The following is a 12818-nucleotide window of genomic DNA, read 5'->3' as shown; positions in this document are numbered from 1 at the left end:
TGTCATCCCGGCCACACGCGCCACTCAGCGCGCCCCGGGCTGCGCCGTCCATTCCTCAACGGTCAGCGCATAGCGTTCGTGATCGCGCCAATCGCCACCGATCTTGAGATAACGCGGGGAAAAGCCTTCCAGCCGAAAACCCAGCCGTTCGACCAGCGCCTTCGACGCTCGATTGGCCGGCTGAACATTCGCCTCGACCCGATGCAGGCCATGGCGATCGAAGGCGAGGTCGATCACCCGCGCGAGCACCTGCGACATGAGCCCGCGCCCTTGATAGGGCTCGAAAACGAAATACGCGAGGAAGGCGGACTGCAGCGCCCCGTGCACGATTTCGTTGATATGCACGCAGCCGATGAGTGAGTGATCGCCAGCGACGGCCACATAGCTGGCCTGGTTGATCGCCTCGTAACGTCTTAGATGCTGGCGGAAACCCGCCACGGTGCAAGGCGGCGAAATCCAGGGATGATGAAGACGCACACTGCGCCGGGCTGCCTCAAGGAACGCCGCCTGGTGTCGTGCCTGAACCGGCTCGATCGTGAACATTCCACCTGCTTCGTCGAGTCACTCTACCCCGTATCTTAGCGAGATTGACCGGTATTCGTGCGAGTGATGACGATCGAGGCGTTGAAAACGGAGCAAGGCCAACCAGCCCGCCGCGCCTATCCCACACCATCGGGCTTCGAGATACGAAACGGCCGCTTAACACGCAGAATTGACGGCTGCGGGCCAATCTGGAACATTCCCGCCACAATCCCGCACCGAATGGTTCCAGCCGTGTCCGAAACACAACAAGGCCCCCTGGCCCAGCAGCTTCTTGACGATGCCGTATTTCCGCAGCTTCTGGAGGACAGCAAGACACTCGTGGCCAGCGAGGTCGAAAAGAAGAACATGGCCCTGCGCACCGGCTTCAACATGATCCGCAAAGCCAAGCCGAATCTGATCGACAGCGCCATGCGCGCGCTGCTGCCACAATTTGTGGATGCACTGGAACCGTTCTATGCCCATGCCCAGGCCGATCCGGACACGCATTTCCGCGATTATCTGATGGCCCATCAGAGCCAAGTGGCCGACGCCCTGCTCGCGGTCAGTGATCGCCGGGTGGCCGAGGTGGACAATCGGGTGGTCAAATCCGGCTACCAGCGGTTGCGCGGGCGCGCCCAGCGCGAGGTGATTGCCGCCATGCCGGGGATCGCCAGCGTCATGTCAAAATACGCCGATTGACCGCCGACGGCGCGCGTTCCCCCGGCGCGCCCCGCGCTGGCGCAGTCCGATCTCAGCGACCGATCGGTCGGCCGAACCAGCTGGCGGCCGGCTCGCGGAACACCAGATACAGGCCCGCAATCTGCGCCAACGCCTGCGCGCAGGTCGCGGTCGCGGCGAGCGGAATCACGGCAAAATGCGTGAACACGAGCGGTAGTGCCGGCAATACCCCGACAATGGACAGAATCAACATCGCCCCGCGCGCCCAGGATGCGCCCATCGCCAGATAGATCGCCACCAGTATCATGAGCGAATAGATCGCGATGAAGGTAAACACCGCGAACGAGTGCCCTCCCGGCCCCGCCGGCAACGACAGCACGCGCCCCAGCTTGAACAGTCCGAGCACGATGGTGAGCCAGAACAGCACGAGGGCCCAGAACACCGGCGCCGGCCGATTCGATTGGTGTTGGGACATGCGCAGCCCGTCTTTCAGGTCGTAAAACAAGGCGGGCGGCACGACATGGGCATCGTGCCGCCCGGCTCGGCAAACACGCGCGCGTTTACTGCTTGATCCCGCCCTGGGTGAGCTCGGCCGGATCGAGCAGCCGGTCGAGTTCGGCTTCGGACAGATCGGTCTGTTCCATGGCCAGCTCCTTGACCGGGCGCCCTTCCTTGTATGCCTGCTTGGCGATGGCCGCGCCCTTGTCGTAACCGATCACCGAGTTCAGCGCGGTCACCAGAATCGGGTTTTTCGACAACGCATCGTCGAGGTTGTCCTGGTTGACCGTGAAACCGGCGATCGCCTTGTCGGCCAGCACGCGTGCGGTGTTGGTCAGCAACTCGATGGACTGCAGCAGGTTGTAGGCGACGACCGGCAGCATGACGTTGAGCTGGAAATTACCGGCCTGGCCGGACACCGTGATGGTGGTGTGGTTGCCCATGACCTGGGCGGCGACCATGGTGGCGGCCTCGGGAATCACCGGGTTCACCTTGCCCGGCATGATCGACGAGCCGGGCTGGAGCGCCGGCAGCTGGATCTCGCCGAGGCCGGCCAGCGGGCCGGAGTTCATCCAGCGCAGGTCGTTGGCGATCTTCATGATCGACACGGCGATGGTGTTGAGCTGGCCGGAGAGCTCGACCGCACTGTCCTGCGAGGACAGGCATTCGAAGTAATTCTCACTGGTGGAGAACGGGCAGCGCGCGACCTCGCCGATCGCCTTGGCGATCCGCTCGCCGAACTCCGGATGCGCGTTGATACCGGTGCCCACGGCGGTGCCGCCCTGGGCCAGGCGCCGCATGCGCGTAAGCGCCGATTCCACGCGGGCGATGTTGGAATCGATCTGGGCGGCCCAGCCGCCGAGTTCCTGGTCGAAACGCACCGGCATCGCATCCATCAGGTGCGTACGCCCCGTCTTGACCACCGTGGACAGCTCCTCGCCCTTGGTGTGCAGCGTATCGCGCAGATGACGCAGCGCCGGCAGCAGATGCCGTTCGCACTCGATAACCGAGGCGACCTGGATCGATGTCGGGATGGTGTCGTTGGACGACTGGCCCATGTTGACGTGATCGTTCGGGTGCACCGTCTGGCCTGCCGTCTCGCTGGCAACATGCGCGATCACCTCGTTGGTGTTCATGTTGGTCGAGGTGCCCGAGCCGGTCTGAAAGATATCGACCGGAAAATGGTCGTCATAGTCGCCGGCGGCCACCTTCTTGCCGGCGTCGATGATCGCTTCCGCGATATCGCCGTCGAGCAGGCCGAGATCGCGGTTGACCTGCGCCGCACTGGCCTTGATCAGGCCGAGCGCGTTGATCATGGCACGCGGTGCGCGCAGATCGGAGATCGGAAAATTCTCGATCGCGCGCTGGGACTGGGCGCCCCACAACGCGTCCCGCGGCACACGCAGTTCGCCCATGCTGTCTTTTTCGATGCGGTAGTTCTGATCGGCCATCGCGGACTCCTTCTCGACGCGGTATTCCGGCCCCGGGGCCGGCGACAAACGCAATGCCGGCGACCGCTGGCGACGCCGACACCTGGTATTCGGTAGAATCAGCGATTCTATCACCGCCTTCGTTCAGGGATGTTCCCCATATGCCGACGCGACTGACCGCACTGACCGCGATTTCGCCGATCGACGGCCGCTACGGCGGCAAGACCGCCGACCTGCGCCCCATGTGCAGCGAATACGGGTTGATTCGTTACCGGCTGATCGTCGAGATCCGCTGGTTCCAGGCGCTGGCCGCCGAGCCGGCGATCCCGGAGATCGGCGAAATGTCGCAAGCCGCCAATGACTATCTCGAGTCACTGATCGATGACTTCGATGAAGGCGAGGCCGATGCGGTCAAGACCATCGAGCGCACCACCAATCACGACGTGAAGGCCGTCGAGTACTACCTGCGCGACAAAATCGAGCACTTCGACGAAATCGCCCACGTCAGCCAGTTCATTCACTTCGCCTGTACGTCCGAAGACATCAACAATCTGGCCTACGCCCAGATGCTGCGCGACGCCCGCAGCGACGTGCTGCTGCCGCGGCTGGATCAGGTCATCGAGGCCATCGCCACGATGGCGGATATCTATGCCGATTTCGCCATGCTGTCGCGAACGCACGGCCAGTCGGCGTCGCCGACCACGCTGGGCAAGGAAATGGCCGTTTTCGTCCAGCGTCTGCGCCGTCAACGCGCGGCCCTGGCCGATATCGAGATCCTCGGCAAGATGAACGGGGCCGTGGGCAACTACAACGCGCATCTGGCGGCTTATCCGGAGGCCGACTGGCCAGGTATTGCCGAACGCTTCATCACCGGCATGGGGCTCGCGATCAGCCCGGCGACCACCCAGATCGAGCCGCACGACTACGTGGCCGAATTCTTCCATGCCGTCATGCGCTTGAACACGGTCCTGCTGGATTTCTCGCGCGATATCTGGAGCTATATTTCGCTGGGCTACTTCCGGCAGGCGACGGTCGAAGGCGAGGTCGGCTCGTCGACCATGCCGCACAAGGTCAACCCGATCGATTTCGAGAACGCCGAGGGCAATCTGGGCCTGGCCAACGCGATCATGGATCATCTGGCGGCCAAGCTCCCGATCTCGCGCTGGCAACGCGACCTGACCGATTCCACCGTATTGCGCAATCTCGGCGTTGGTCTGGCGCATTCCACCCTATCCTACGACGCGCTGCTGCGCGGCCTGGGCAAGCTCGAGGCCGACGCCAGACGCCTGGATGCCGACCTCGACGACAACTGGATCGTGCTCGGCGAAGCCATCCAGACCGTGATGCGCGTCCGCGGTATCTCCGGCGCGTACGAAAAGCTCAAGGCGCTCACGCGTGGCAAGAAGCTCGATGCCGAGGCCATGCATGCCTTCATCGACAGCCTCGAGATCACCGCCGAGGACAAGCGTCGGCTCAAGGCCATGCGCCCGCAGGACTACATCGGTAATGCCGTGAGCCAGGCCCAGCGTGCCGCCGACGGCGTTCAGGAATAGTGTCCTGTCCTGGGTATTTTGTCGTATTCAGCGAGGCGGCGCGCGTTCGTGGCAAGGCGCGACGCGCCGGCCAGGGCATCCCCCTGGCCAAGCGGCGCAACGCCGTCCACGGGGGCGCGCCGCCTCGCCCCACACCCGATATTCCGAAGGGAACGCCTGTGCTGGGCCCGCACAGGCATTCTGAATACGGCAAAATACCCAGGACAGGACACTAGCATTGGACGTACTCGAAGCGATCCGCCGGCGGCGCTCGGTGCGCAAGTTCGATCCCGCGCATCGGATGAGCGAGGCCGAAATCCGCCAACTGATGGATCATGTGATCCTCTCGCCCACCGCCTTCAACATCCAGAACTGGCGGTTCGTCGCCGTGCGCGACCGTGCGCTGCGCACCGAGATCCGCAAGGCCGCTTGGGACCAGTTGCAGGTAACCGACGCCTCGCTGCTGCTCGTGTTCTGCATGGATCTAAAAAGCTGGGACAAATCACCCGAGCGCTACTGGGTGAACGCGCCGGCGCATGTCTCGGAGTCGATGGTGCGCGAGATCCGGCACTTCTATCGCGACGACGATACGCTGCAGCGCGACGAAGGCATGCGCTCCTGCGGCATGGCCGCGCAGACGGCGATGCTCGCGGCCAAGGCGATGGGCTACGAGTCGTGCCCGATGGACGGCTTCGACTTCAAGCGCGTCGGGCACTTGATCAACCTACCGCCGGACCATCGCATCTGCATGATGCTGTGTATCGGCAAACCATTGGCCGACGCTCACCCGCGCGCCGGCCAGCTCGACCTGGACGCCGTGTTCATGGACGACGGTTTTCCCGAGCGCGAGACCTGATCCCCCGCCGGGATGGCCGCGCTGGCGCGGCTCATTCCTCCGGCGCGACCTGCTCCAGCCGCCGGATGCGCTCGCGGATCGTCTCGGGAATGCGCATGCTGGTCTGGGCGCCGTAGTCGAACCAGACGATGACGTTGGTGTACACCGCGATCGGCTCGTCGGAATCGACCCCGAACAGGCATTGCTCCAGTTCCAGGCTGGAGCGGCCGAGGCGCCGTACGCGTGTTCCGATCTCGACGTCCGCCGGGAAACGCAGCTGACGCCGGAAACTGCATTGCAGGTCCGCCAGGATCGGCCCGTCGCTGGTCTGGGTATCGCCGCCCTCGGTGATCCGGTGGATGTAATCGATGCGCCCGTCTTCCGAATATCGAAAAAAGACCGTGTTGTTCACATGGCCAAGGCTGTCCATTTCGCCCCATTTCACCTTGATCGGGGTGATGTGGGCATAGTCTGAGCGGTTTGGTTCGCGCATGGCCTCCCTCGCACTGCATCCGTTATTCCATACGCCGCCGTATTGACAGAGCACGGCGACTGCGCAAGATTATACGGAAGTCTTAACGGTGCGAACCCCGAATGCCCAAGAGCCAGAAAAATGCCCTCTCTGCCCAGGACTGGGCCGAAGCCGCGCTTGAAGCCATTGGGCGCCGTGGTGTGGAAGGCGTGGCGGTGGAACCGCTGGCGCGCGAGCTGGGCGTGACCAAGGGCAGTTTCTACTGGCATTTCGCCAATCGCGATGCCCTGCTCACGGCCGCTCTGGCGCGCTGGGAGGCGCGCGAAACCGACGAAGTGCTGGCACGCGTGCAGCAGGAAACCGACCCGCGCGCCCGGATCAAGCGCCTGGTGACGGAAGTGAACACCTCGCGTCGCGCCAGCCGCATCTATACCGCGCTGTCGAGTGCAACCAAACCGTCGTTCGTGCGCGAATACGTCGAACGCGTCTCACACCGGCGCCTGCAATTTCTCATCGACTGCTATGCCGCGCTGGGCCTGGGTCCCGATCGCGCACGGCAATGGGCATTGCAGACCTACTCGGTCTTTCTCGGTTCGCTACAGATTCGGCGCGATCTGCCCGGCGAATGGCCGGCCGCCGACGATCCCGCGTTCGCCGACTACGTCCGCTTTTTGATGGTCAGCCTGCTGCCCCCGGAAGCGCAGGCCGAAGACAACGACGATAACGGCGGCCGGACCGCCGACACGCCGGCGGCAGCTTCGCCGGCCGTGGCCCAGTCACGCTAGATATTTACGGAGGAACCCACCATGAGCATTCTTGTTGCCCTTGTCATCGCCATCGCGGCGGTCTGGGCGCTGGCCTATACCGGCGCCGCGCTGGCCGTCTGGAGCGCGGCTGTGGTCGTGTATTTCGTCGGTCTCGCCGTCACCGGCGTGATCGGTTGGCTCGGCCTGCTGATCGCTGCGATCGTCTTGGTTCCGCCGCTGGTGCTGTTCAACACTCCCGGCCTACGCAAGCGCTACGCGACCAAGCCCATATTCGCCAAGTTCAAATCGGTTCTGCCGCCAATGTCGGACACCGAGCGCGAGGCGCTCGAAGCCGGCAGCACCTGGTGGGAAACGGAAATGTTCCGTGGCAAGCCGGACTGGCAGTATCTGCTGGATTTCCGTCGCACCCAGCTCAGCGAAGACGAACGCTCGTTTCTCGATAACGAGACCGAAACGCTGTGCTCGATGCTTGACGAATGGGAAATCCTCAATGAGCGCCACGATATCCCGCCCGAAGGCTGGGATTACATCCGCAGGAACAAATTCTTTGCCATGCTCATCCCCAAGGAGCACGGCGGGCTGGGTTTCTCGGCCCTGGCCCAGTCGACGGTGGTGGCCAAGATCGCCTCCCGTTCGCTGACCACGGCGGTGACCGTGATGGTGCCGAACTCGCTCGGGCCGGGCGAATTGCTGATTCACTACGGCACCAAGGAGCAGCAGGCCAAATGGCTGCCCGGTCTGGCCGATGGCAGCGAGATCCCCTGCTTCGGCCTGACCGGCCCGGAAGTCGGCTCGGACGCCGGCGCCCTGCCCGACTACGGCATCGTCTGCAAGGGCGAATACCAGGGCGAGGAAGTGCTCGGCATGAAGCTGACCTTCTCCAAGCGCTGGATCACGCTGGCGCCGGTGGCCACGGTCATCGGCCTGGCGTTTCGCCTGCACGATCCCGAGGGGCTGCTGGGCGATCCGGACAAGACCGACTACGGCATCACCTGTGCCCTGATTTCGGCCGATGAGCCGGGCGTGGAGATCGGCAAACGGCATTACCCCGGCGCGTTCATGAACGGCCCGATTTACGGCAAGGACATATTCGTGCCGCTGGACGCCATCATCGGCGGCCCCGAGAAGGCTGGCGGCGGCTGGCGCATGCTGGTCGAGTGCCTGTCCGCCGGGCGCGGCATTTCCCTGCCGGCGCTGTCGTCGGCCGCGGCCAAGATGTCGTATCGCATGACCGGCGCCTGGACGCGCATTCGCCGCCAGTTCAAGTTGCCGGTGGGCAAGTTCGAGGGCGTGCAGGAAGCCACCGCGCGCATCTCGGGCCTGAACTACAAGATGGAAGCCGCGCGCGTGATGACGGCCTCCGGCGTGGACAAGTGCACGCCGTCGGTGGTCACGGCCATGGCCAAATACCACATGACCGAGTGGATGCGCGTGATCGTCAACGACGCGATGGACGTTCACGGCGGTCGCGGCATTCAGCAGGGCCCGCGCAACTATCTGGCCAGTTCCTACCAATCCATCCCGATCGCGATCACGGTCGAGGGCGCCAACATCCTCACCCGCAGCCTGATGATCTTCGGCCAGGGCGCGATCCGTTGTCACCCGTATATCTTCCCGGAGATGGAAGCCGCGCGCGAGGACAACCTCGACGACTTCGACGATCTGCTGTGGTCGCATGTGGGTTACTCGGTCAACCGGGCTGCCCGCGCCTTCACCTTCGGGCTGACCGGCGCGATCACCGCCAAGGCGCCGGTATCCGGCGTGGCCGCGCCCTATTACCGGCAGCTCGAACGCTTCTCCTCCGCCCTGGCCATCAGCTCCGACATCACCATGGGCCTGCTCGGCGGTGAGCTCAAGCGCAAGGAGCTGCTCTCGGCGCGGCTCGGTGATGTGTTGTCCGAGCTGTACTTCGCCTCGGCCACCCTCAAGTACTTCTACGACGAGGGCGAGAAGGAAGAAGACGTCGATCATCTGCATTACGTGATGGCCGAGTCGCTGGCCAAGATCGAAAAGGCCTTCGACGGTTTCTTCCGCAACTTCCCGAACGGCCTCGTCGGCAGCGCCATGCGCTTTCTCGTATTCCCGACCGGCATGGCACACAAGGGTCCAAGCGATCGCCTGATCAACGCGCTCGGCGACGCCATCATGGAGCCCTCGGCGTTCCGCGATCGTCTTTCCGCCGATATCTATGTCGGCCGCGACCCGGAGTCGGCCACCGGCCGCATTGAGGCGACTTTCAACAAACTGATCGAGGTCGAGCCGATCTACGACACCTTCTTCAAGGCGGTTGCCAAGGGCGAGGTGGATGGCCTCGACACCGAAGCACGCCTGCGGTCCGCGGTTGAAAAGCAGATCCTCACCCAGGAACAGGCGGACCACGTCGCAGAATACGATCGCATGCGCTACGACGCCATCCTGACCGACGCCTTTACGAAGGACTATCTGGCCGACATGGCGCACAAACGCCACGAAGACCATCGCAACGAATCGCGCGTGGCATAACGCGACGCCGTACCGCATCATGGCCCGGGTCAATCCCGGGCCTTTTTTTGCGATGCGCCAACGTAGCGAACTGAGCAACGCGTTCCAAAGCACCGACTACTGCGTCGAGTATCGAGGCGAAAACATCGTCCTGAATCTGTATCAGGCAACCCCCGCCACGCTCGCCGACTGGGTGAGCGCCCGCAACGGGGCCGCCGCGGCGTGGCTGATCACCGCCTACAACCCCGGCGCTGAAGCGGCCACCGCGGCCGACAACCGCGCGCGACACCAGGTGCTCGACACCCTGCTCGAGCGTCGCGGTTTCGACCGGCTGGCCGCGGTCAACCGCGATACCGCTGGCGACTGGCCGAACGAACCCGGCTGGCTCGTGGCCGGCATGGAAGAAGGCATGGCACGCAACCTCGCGCGACGCTTCGGCCAGGTCGCGATCGTCGCGGTCGATCGGGCGCGCGTCGATCTGGTCTGGAGCTAAGGGCCCATCCCAACAACGCGTGGGCGGCGGGCGACCCCGTACAACCCCGGATGACACCCAGGCCATCGACGGGCCGCCACCCGACGGGCAAGCGATCTACCCTTCAGAATGCCCGAGGTCGCGACCCGGGTCGATGCGGTCGCGGATCATCTGTTTGATCGGTTTCGTCTCGGGAAACCCGCCAGCCGCGGCGCGATCGTGCAAGCATTCGCCATCGAGCCAGACCTGAAACACCCCGCGCCCGGCCGGCACCAGCGCCACTTCGCCGAGCGCGCTCCCGAACGTGGTGAGGATTTCCTGGCTCATCCAGGCCGCGCGCGCGACCCAACGGCAGGCCGGACAATACAGAATGGCCACCCGCGGCGACCGCGGCACCTCAGACCCGGTCGACTGGCGCATAGGCCTTGGCGAACGAGGGCGGCATACGGCACGGCCGTCCGTTCGACAGACAAATCGTCACGTACTGGGTCCGCGCGCGGAAGATGGTGCGACCGTCGCCGACCCGGCGCATCTGGAAGTAACGCCACATCGAGATCCGACCGTCGTTCTCGCCGATCCAGGTGGCCACCTGCAGTTGATCACCCAGCTTCGCGGCGATCAGGTAATCGAGATTATGGTGCCGCACCACGCACGCGGCATCCAGCGCAACATAGGTATCCCAGTCCAGCCCCAGCGCGAGCGTATGCGCCCAGGCGGCCCGTTCCATATATTGCAGGTACACCGAATTGTTGACGTGATCGAGCCGATCGATGTCACCCGCGCCGACCGCGATCTCGATGTAGAACGGGACATCGATATCCCACCGCCTGTCAAACCCCATATCCGGCTTTCCGTTGTACGCGAACCGCAATCGAAAGAAGCCGGCGGCATGCGCCGGCTTGTCAACGTCAGGGCGCGCGGTGGATCAGCTCGCGGCCAGGGTGTCGCCCGCGTTTGCCGCAGTCATGTCCGGCGGCGTCCCCACCACCTTGTAAAGGCGCGAGAGGAACGCATCGGCACTGGGCTTGCCCGAGAACAATTGGCTATAGTGTGCCTGCACCCGGGATTCGAACGCCGACTTGTTGCGGGCCTGCATCATGTAAGCCAGTGCGTCGAGATCCTCGCCCGAGCCTCGCGCCGCCTCGCTCTTGAGCATGGCATACTGTGAGCGCACGAATTTCTCGCGTGCCTTGTGCGTCTGGGCGAAGCTGTTGCGTGTCGAGTGGGTCGTGGCTTGGCTGGTTTCCCTGACGGCCTCGGTCGTCGCGTCGGCGATGCGCGCGGTCCCGTTGAGCAGCGTGTTGGAAGTCACCGCGACCTGCGAACAACCGGCCGCCAGGAGACCGAAGCCGGTCATCGCACCCAAGCTTACAATCCTGCGCATCACGCTCTCCCTGGACGTATTCATGGCAAACTTCATTAGAGCGCGTCGGGCTCGGGCGACGCAAGCCCGTGTCCGGGCAATGCCTTGAAGGTGTTTAATAGGGCCCCACTATCATCAGTATGGGCACGCGGCGATATTAGCCGGGGCTCATCCGCGTTATACTTTCAGGTCGATAACTGACCTTTCTACCAAGATTCGAGTTGCTATGGCCGCACATGAGGACGACGTCGAAGAACTGGTCGCCACGCGCGAATATGAAGCTGGATTCGTCACGGATCTGGAGTCCGATACGGTAGCGCCGGGTCTGAACGAGGACGTCATTCGGTTCATTTCCAACAAGAAGAACGAACCGGAATGGATGCTGGAATGGCGTCTCGAAGCCTATCGGCAGTGGCAGCAGATGAAGATGCCCCGCTGGCCGCATCTGCACTACCCGCCGATCGATTTTCAGAAGATCTCCTACTACTCGGCGCCCAAGTCCGCCAAGGACAAGCCGAAAAGCCTGGACGACGTCGATCCGAAGCTGCTCGAAACCTACGAAAAGCTCGGCATCCCGCTACGCGAGCAGGAAATGCTGGCCGGTGTGGAGGGGGCCCAGTACCCGACCTCCGGCAGCAACGTCGCGGTGGATGCGGTCTTCGACAGCGTTTCCGTCGCCACGACCTTCAAGCAGAAACTGCATGATGCCGGCGTCATCTTCTGCTCGATTTCCGAAGCCATCCAGGAATATCCGGAACTGGTTCGCCAGCATCTCGGAAGCGTAGTGCCGCGCGGCGACAATTTCTTCGCCGGCCTGAACTCGGCCGTGTTCACCGACGGCTCCTTCGTCTACATCCCCAAGGGGGTGAAATGCCCGATGGAGCTGTCGACGTATTTCCGTATCAACGCCGAAAACACCGGCCAGTTCGAGCGGACGCTGATCGTGGCCGAGGCGGGCAGCGAAGTGTCGTACCTGGAAGGCTGCACGGCGCCCCAGCGCGACGAGAACCAGTTGCATGCGGCAGTGGTCGAGCTGGTGGCGGAGGAAGATGCCCAGATCAAGTACTCGACTGTCCAGAACTGGTACCCGGGTGACGAGAACGGCAAGGGCGGCATCTACAATTTCGTGACCAAGCGCGGCGAATGCCGCGGCGACCGCTCCAAGATCTCCTGGACTCAGGTCGAGACGGGCTCGGCGATTACCTGGAAATATCCGAGTTGCGTACTCACTGGCAACGACTCGGTCGGCGAGTTCTATTCGGTGGCGGTGACACGCGGCATGCAGCAGGCCGATACCGGCACGAAGATGATTCACATCGGCAAGAACACCAAGTCGACCATCATCGCCAAGGGTATTTCGGCGGTGCGCGGCGAGCAGGCCTATCGCGGCCTGGTGAAGGTCCTGCCGAGTGCAACCAATGCGCGCAACTTCACGCAGTGCGACTCGCTGCTCATCGGCGACAAGTGCGGCGCGCATACCTTCCCTTACGTCGAATCCCGGAACAGCACGGCCAAGCTTGAACACGAGGCCACGACCTCGAAGATCGGCGAAGACCAGATGTTCTACTGTCAGCAGCGCGGTCTGTCCGAAGAGGACGCCGTCAATCTGATTGTCAACGGCTTCTGCAAGGATGTGTTCAAGGAGCTGCCGATGGAATTCGCCGTCGAGGCCCAGAAGCTTCTCAACGTCACGCTGGAGAACGCGGTCGGCTAGGACCGCGGCTCGAAGCGCAGTCGTTTTCCGGGCCCGGGCGCCAGTGGTGCCGGG

Annotated in this window: 14 protein-coding genes; 7 read left to right on the top strand and 7 right to left on the bottom strand. The window is 63.5% G+C overall.

The window, feature by feature from the left end; translation table 11 throughout:
* Window positions 1-24: 24 nt before the first annotated feature.
* Window positions 25-543 (bottom strand): GNAT family N-acetyltransferase, encoded by a 519-nt coding sequence (locus tag SALB1_RS14190; RefSeq protein ID WP_109994447.1) that lies wholly within the window; start codon window positions 541-543, stop codon window positions 25-27.
* A 66-nt stretch (window positions 544-609) separates the two neighbouring features.
* Here SALB1_RS14190 and SALB1_RS14185 point away from each other — a divergent pair, with 66 nt between their 5' ends.
* Complete coding sequence (locus SALB1_RS14185; protein ID WP_145961330.1) at window positions 610-1221, top strand: hypothetical protein; 612 nt, start codon at window positions 610-612, stop codon at window positions 1219-1221.
* A 52-nt stretch (window positions 1222-1273) separates the two neighbouring features.
* Here the strand turns inward: SALB1_RS14185 and SALB1_RS14180 are convergent, their stop codons facing one another.
* Together SALB1_RS14180 and SALB1_RS14175 are read right to left on the bottom strand one after the other, a co-directional pair.
* Window positions 1274-1675, bottom strand: coding sequence for a hypothetical protein (locus SALB1_RS14180; RefSeq protein ID WP_145961329.1), 402 nt, complete (start codon window positions 1673-1675; stop codon window positions 1274-1276).
* Window positions 1676-1760: 85 nt separating this feature from the next.
* Window positions 1761-3149, bottom strand: coding sequence for an aspartate ammonia-lyase (locus tag SALB1_RS14175; RefSeq protein ID WP_109995460.1), 1389 nt, complete (start codon window positions 3147-3149; stop codon window positions 1761-1763).
* 140 nt (window positions 3150-3289) lie between these two features.
* Between SALB1_RS14175 and purB the strand changes: the two genes are divergently transcribed.
* Window positions 3290-4681, top strand: a complete 1392-nt coding sequence (gene purB / locus SALB1_RS14170; protein ID WP_109994444.1) for an adenylosuccinate lyase — start codon at window positions 3290-3292, stop codon at window positions 4679-4681.
* Between the two features lie 217 nt (window positions 4682-4898).
* A complete protein-coding gene (locus tag SALB1_RS14165; protein ID WP_109994443.1) occupies window positions 4899-5516 on the top strand; it encodes a nitroreductase family protein in 618 nt (205 codons plus the stop codon).
* A 31-nt stretch (window positions 5517-5547) separates the two neighbouring features.
* On the opposite strand, the gene SALB1_RS14160 is transcribed toward SALB1_RS14165, so the two are convergent.
* Window positions 5548-5988, bottom strand: coding sequence for a thioesterase family protein (locus SALB1_RS14160; protein WP_109994442.1), 441 nt, complete (start codon window positions 5986-5988; stop codon window positions 5548-5550).
* A 101-nt stretch (window positions 5989-6089) separates the two neighbouring features.
* Here SALB1_RS14160 and SALB1_RS14155 point away from each other — a divergent pair, with 101 nt between their 5' ends.
* The 3 genes from SALB1_RS14155 to SALB1_RS14145 are packed head-to-tail and all read left to right on the top strand — an operon-like array spanning window position 6090 to window position 9708.
* Window positions 6090-6752: a TetR/AcrR family transcriptional regulator gene (locus tag SALB1_RS14155; RefSeq protein ID WP_109994441.1), complete on the top strand. Its 663-nt coding sequence runs from the start codon at window positions 6090-6092 to the stop codon at window positions 6750-6752.
* A gap of 21 nt (window positions 6753-6773) precedes the next feature.
* On the top strand, window positions 6774-9236 hold the full coding sequence (locus SALB1_RS14150; protein WP_109994440.1) for an acyl-CoA dehydrogenase: 2463 nt from the start codon (window positions 6774-6776) through the stop codon (window positions 9234-9236).
* A gap of 52 nt (window positions 9237-9288) precedes the next feature.
* On the top strand, window positions 9289-9708 hold the full coding sequence (locus SALB1_RS14145; protein ID WP_158590750.1) for a DUF3293 domain-containing protein: 420 nt from the start codon (window positions 9289-9291) through the stop codon (window positions 9706-9708).
* 96 nt (window positions 9709-9804) lie between these two features.
* On the opposite strand, the gene SALB1_RS14140 is transcribed toward SALB1_RS14145, so the two are convergent.
* The 3 genes from SALB1_RS14140 to SALB1_RS14130 all read right to left on the bottom strand — a co-directional run bounded on the left by SALB1_RS14140 (window position 9805) and on the right by SALB1_RS14130 (window position 11071).
* Window positions 9805-10107 carry a SelT/SelW/SelH family protein gene (locus SALB1_RS14140; protein WP_109994438.1) on the bottom strand — a complete coding sequence of 101 codons (303 nt, stop codon included), beginning with the start codon at window positions 10105-10107 and terminating at the stop codon, window positions 9805-9807.
* Window positions 10085-10528 carry a thioesterase family protein gene (locus SALB1_RS14135; RefSeq protein WP_109994437.1) on the bottom strand — a complete coding sequence of 148 codons (444 nt, stop codon included), beginning with the start codon at window positions 10526-10528 and terminating at the stop codon, window positions 10085-10087. Before SALB1_RS14135 ends, SALB1_RS14140 begins: the two co-directional genes overlap by 23 nt.
* 84 nt (window positions 10529-10612) lie before the next feature.
* Window positions 10613-11071, bottom strand: coding sequence for a DUF3015 family protein (locus tag SALB1_RS14130; RefSeq protein WP_158590749.1), 459 nt, complete (start codon window positions 11069-11071; stop codon window positions 10613-10615).
* Window positions 11072-11276: 205 nt separating this feature from the next.
* Between SALB1_RS14130 and sufB the strand changes: the two genes are divergently transcribed.
* On the top strand, window positions 11277-12764 hold the full coding sequence (gene sufB / locus SALB1_RS14125; protein WP_109994435.1) for a Fe-S cluster assembly protein SufB: 1488 nt from the start codon (window positions 11277-11279) through the stop codon (window positions 12762-12764).
* The last annotated feature ends 54 nt before the right edge of the window (window positions 12765-12818 follow it).

Source organism: Salinisphaera sp. LB1 (assembly GCF_003177035.1).
Classification (GTDB): Bacteria; Pseudomonadota; Gammaproteobacteria; order Nevskiales; family Salinisphaeraceae; genus Salinisphaera.
Note: the sequence above shows the minus strand (reverse complement) of the source record. Positions and strands in the feature narration are given on the sequence as shown.

Excerpts from the sequence above, each read along its gene's own strand:
- SALB1_RS14190 (WP_109994447.1), bottom strand. The coding sequence starts at position 543 with ATGTTCACGATCGAGCCGGTTCAGGCACGACACCAGGCGGCGTTCCTT.
- SALB1_RS14185 (WP_145961330.1), top strand. The coding sequence starts at position 610 with ATGACGATCGAGGCGTTGAAAACGGAGCAAGGCCAACCAGCCCGCCGC.
- SALB1_RS14180 (WP_145961329.1), bottom strand. The coding sequence starts at position 1,675 with ATGTCCCAACACCAATCGAATCGGCCGGCGCCGGTGTTCTGGGCCCTC.
- SALB1_RS14175 (WP_109995460.1), bottom strand. The coding sequence starts at position 3,149 with ATGGCCGATCAGAACTACCGCATCGAAAAAGACAGCATGGGCGAACTG.
- purB (WP_109994444.1), top strand. The coding sequence starts at position 3,290 with ATGCCGACGCGACTGACCGCACTGACCGCGATTTCGCCGATCGACGGC.
- SALB1_RS14160 (WP_109994442.1), bottom strand. The coding sequence starts at position 5,988 with ATGCGCGAACCAAACCGCTCAGACTATGCCCACATCACCCCGATCAAG.
- SALB1_RS14155 (WP_109994441.1), top strand. The coding sequence starts at position 6,090 with ATGCCCAAGAGCCAGAAAAATGCCCTCTCTGCCCAGGACTGGGCCGAA.
- SALB1_RS14150 (WP_109994440.1), top strand. The coding sequence starts at position 6,774 with ATGAGCATTCTTGTTGCCCTTGTCATCGCCATCGCGGCGGTCTGGGCG.
- SALB1_RS14145 (WP_158590750.1), top strand. The coding sequence starts at position 9,289 with ATGCGCCAACGTAGCGAACTGAGCAACGCGTTCCAAAGCACCGACTAC.
- SALB1_RS14140 (WP_109994438.1), bottom strand. The coding sequence starts at position 10,107 with ATGCGCCAGTCGACCGGGTCTGAGGTGCCGCGGTCGCCGCGGGTGGCC.
- SALB1_RS14135 (WP_109994437.1), bottom strand. The coding sequence starts at position 10,528 with ATGGGGTTTGACAGGCGGTGGGATATCGATGTCCCGTTCTACATCGAG.
- SALB1_RS14130 (WP_158590749.1), bottom strand. The coding sequence starts at position 11,071 with ATGCGCAGGATTGTAAGCTTGGGTGCGATGACCGGCTTCGGTCTCCTG.
- sufB (WP_109994435.1), top strand. The coding sequence starts at position 11,277 with ATGGCCGCACATGAGGACGACGTCGAAGAACTGGTCGCCACGCGCGAA.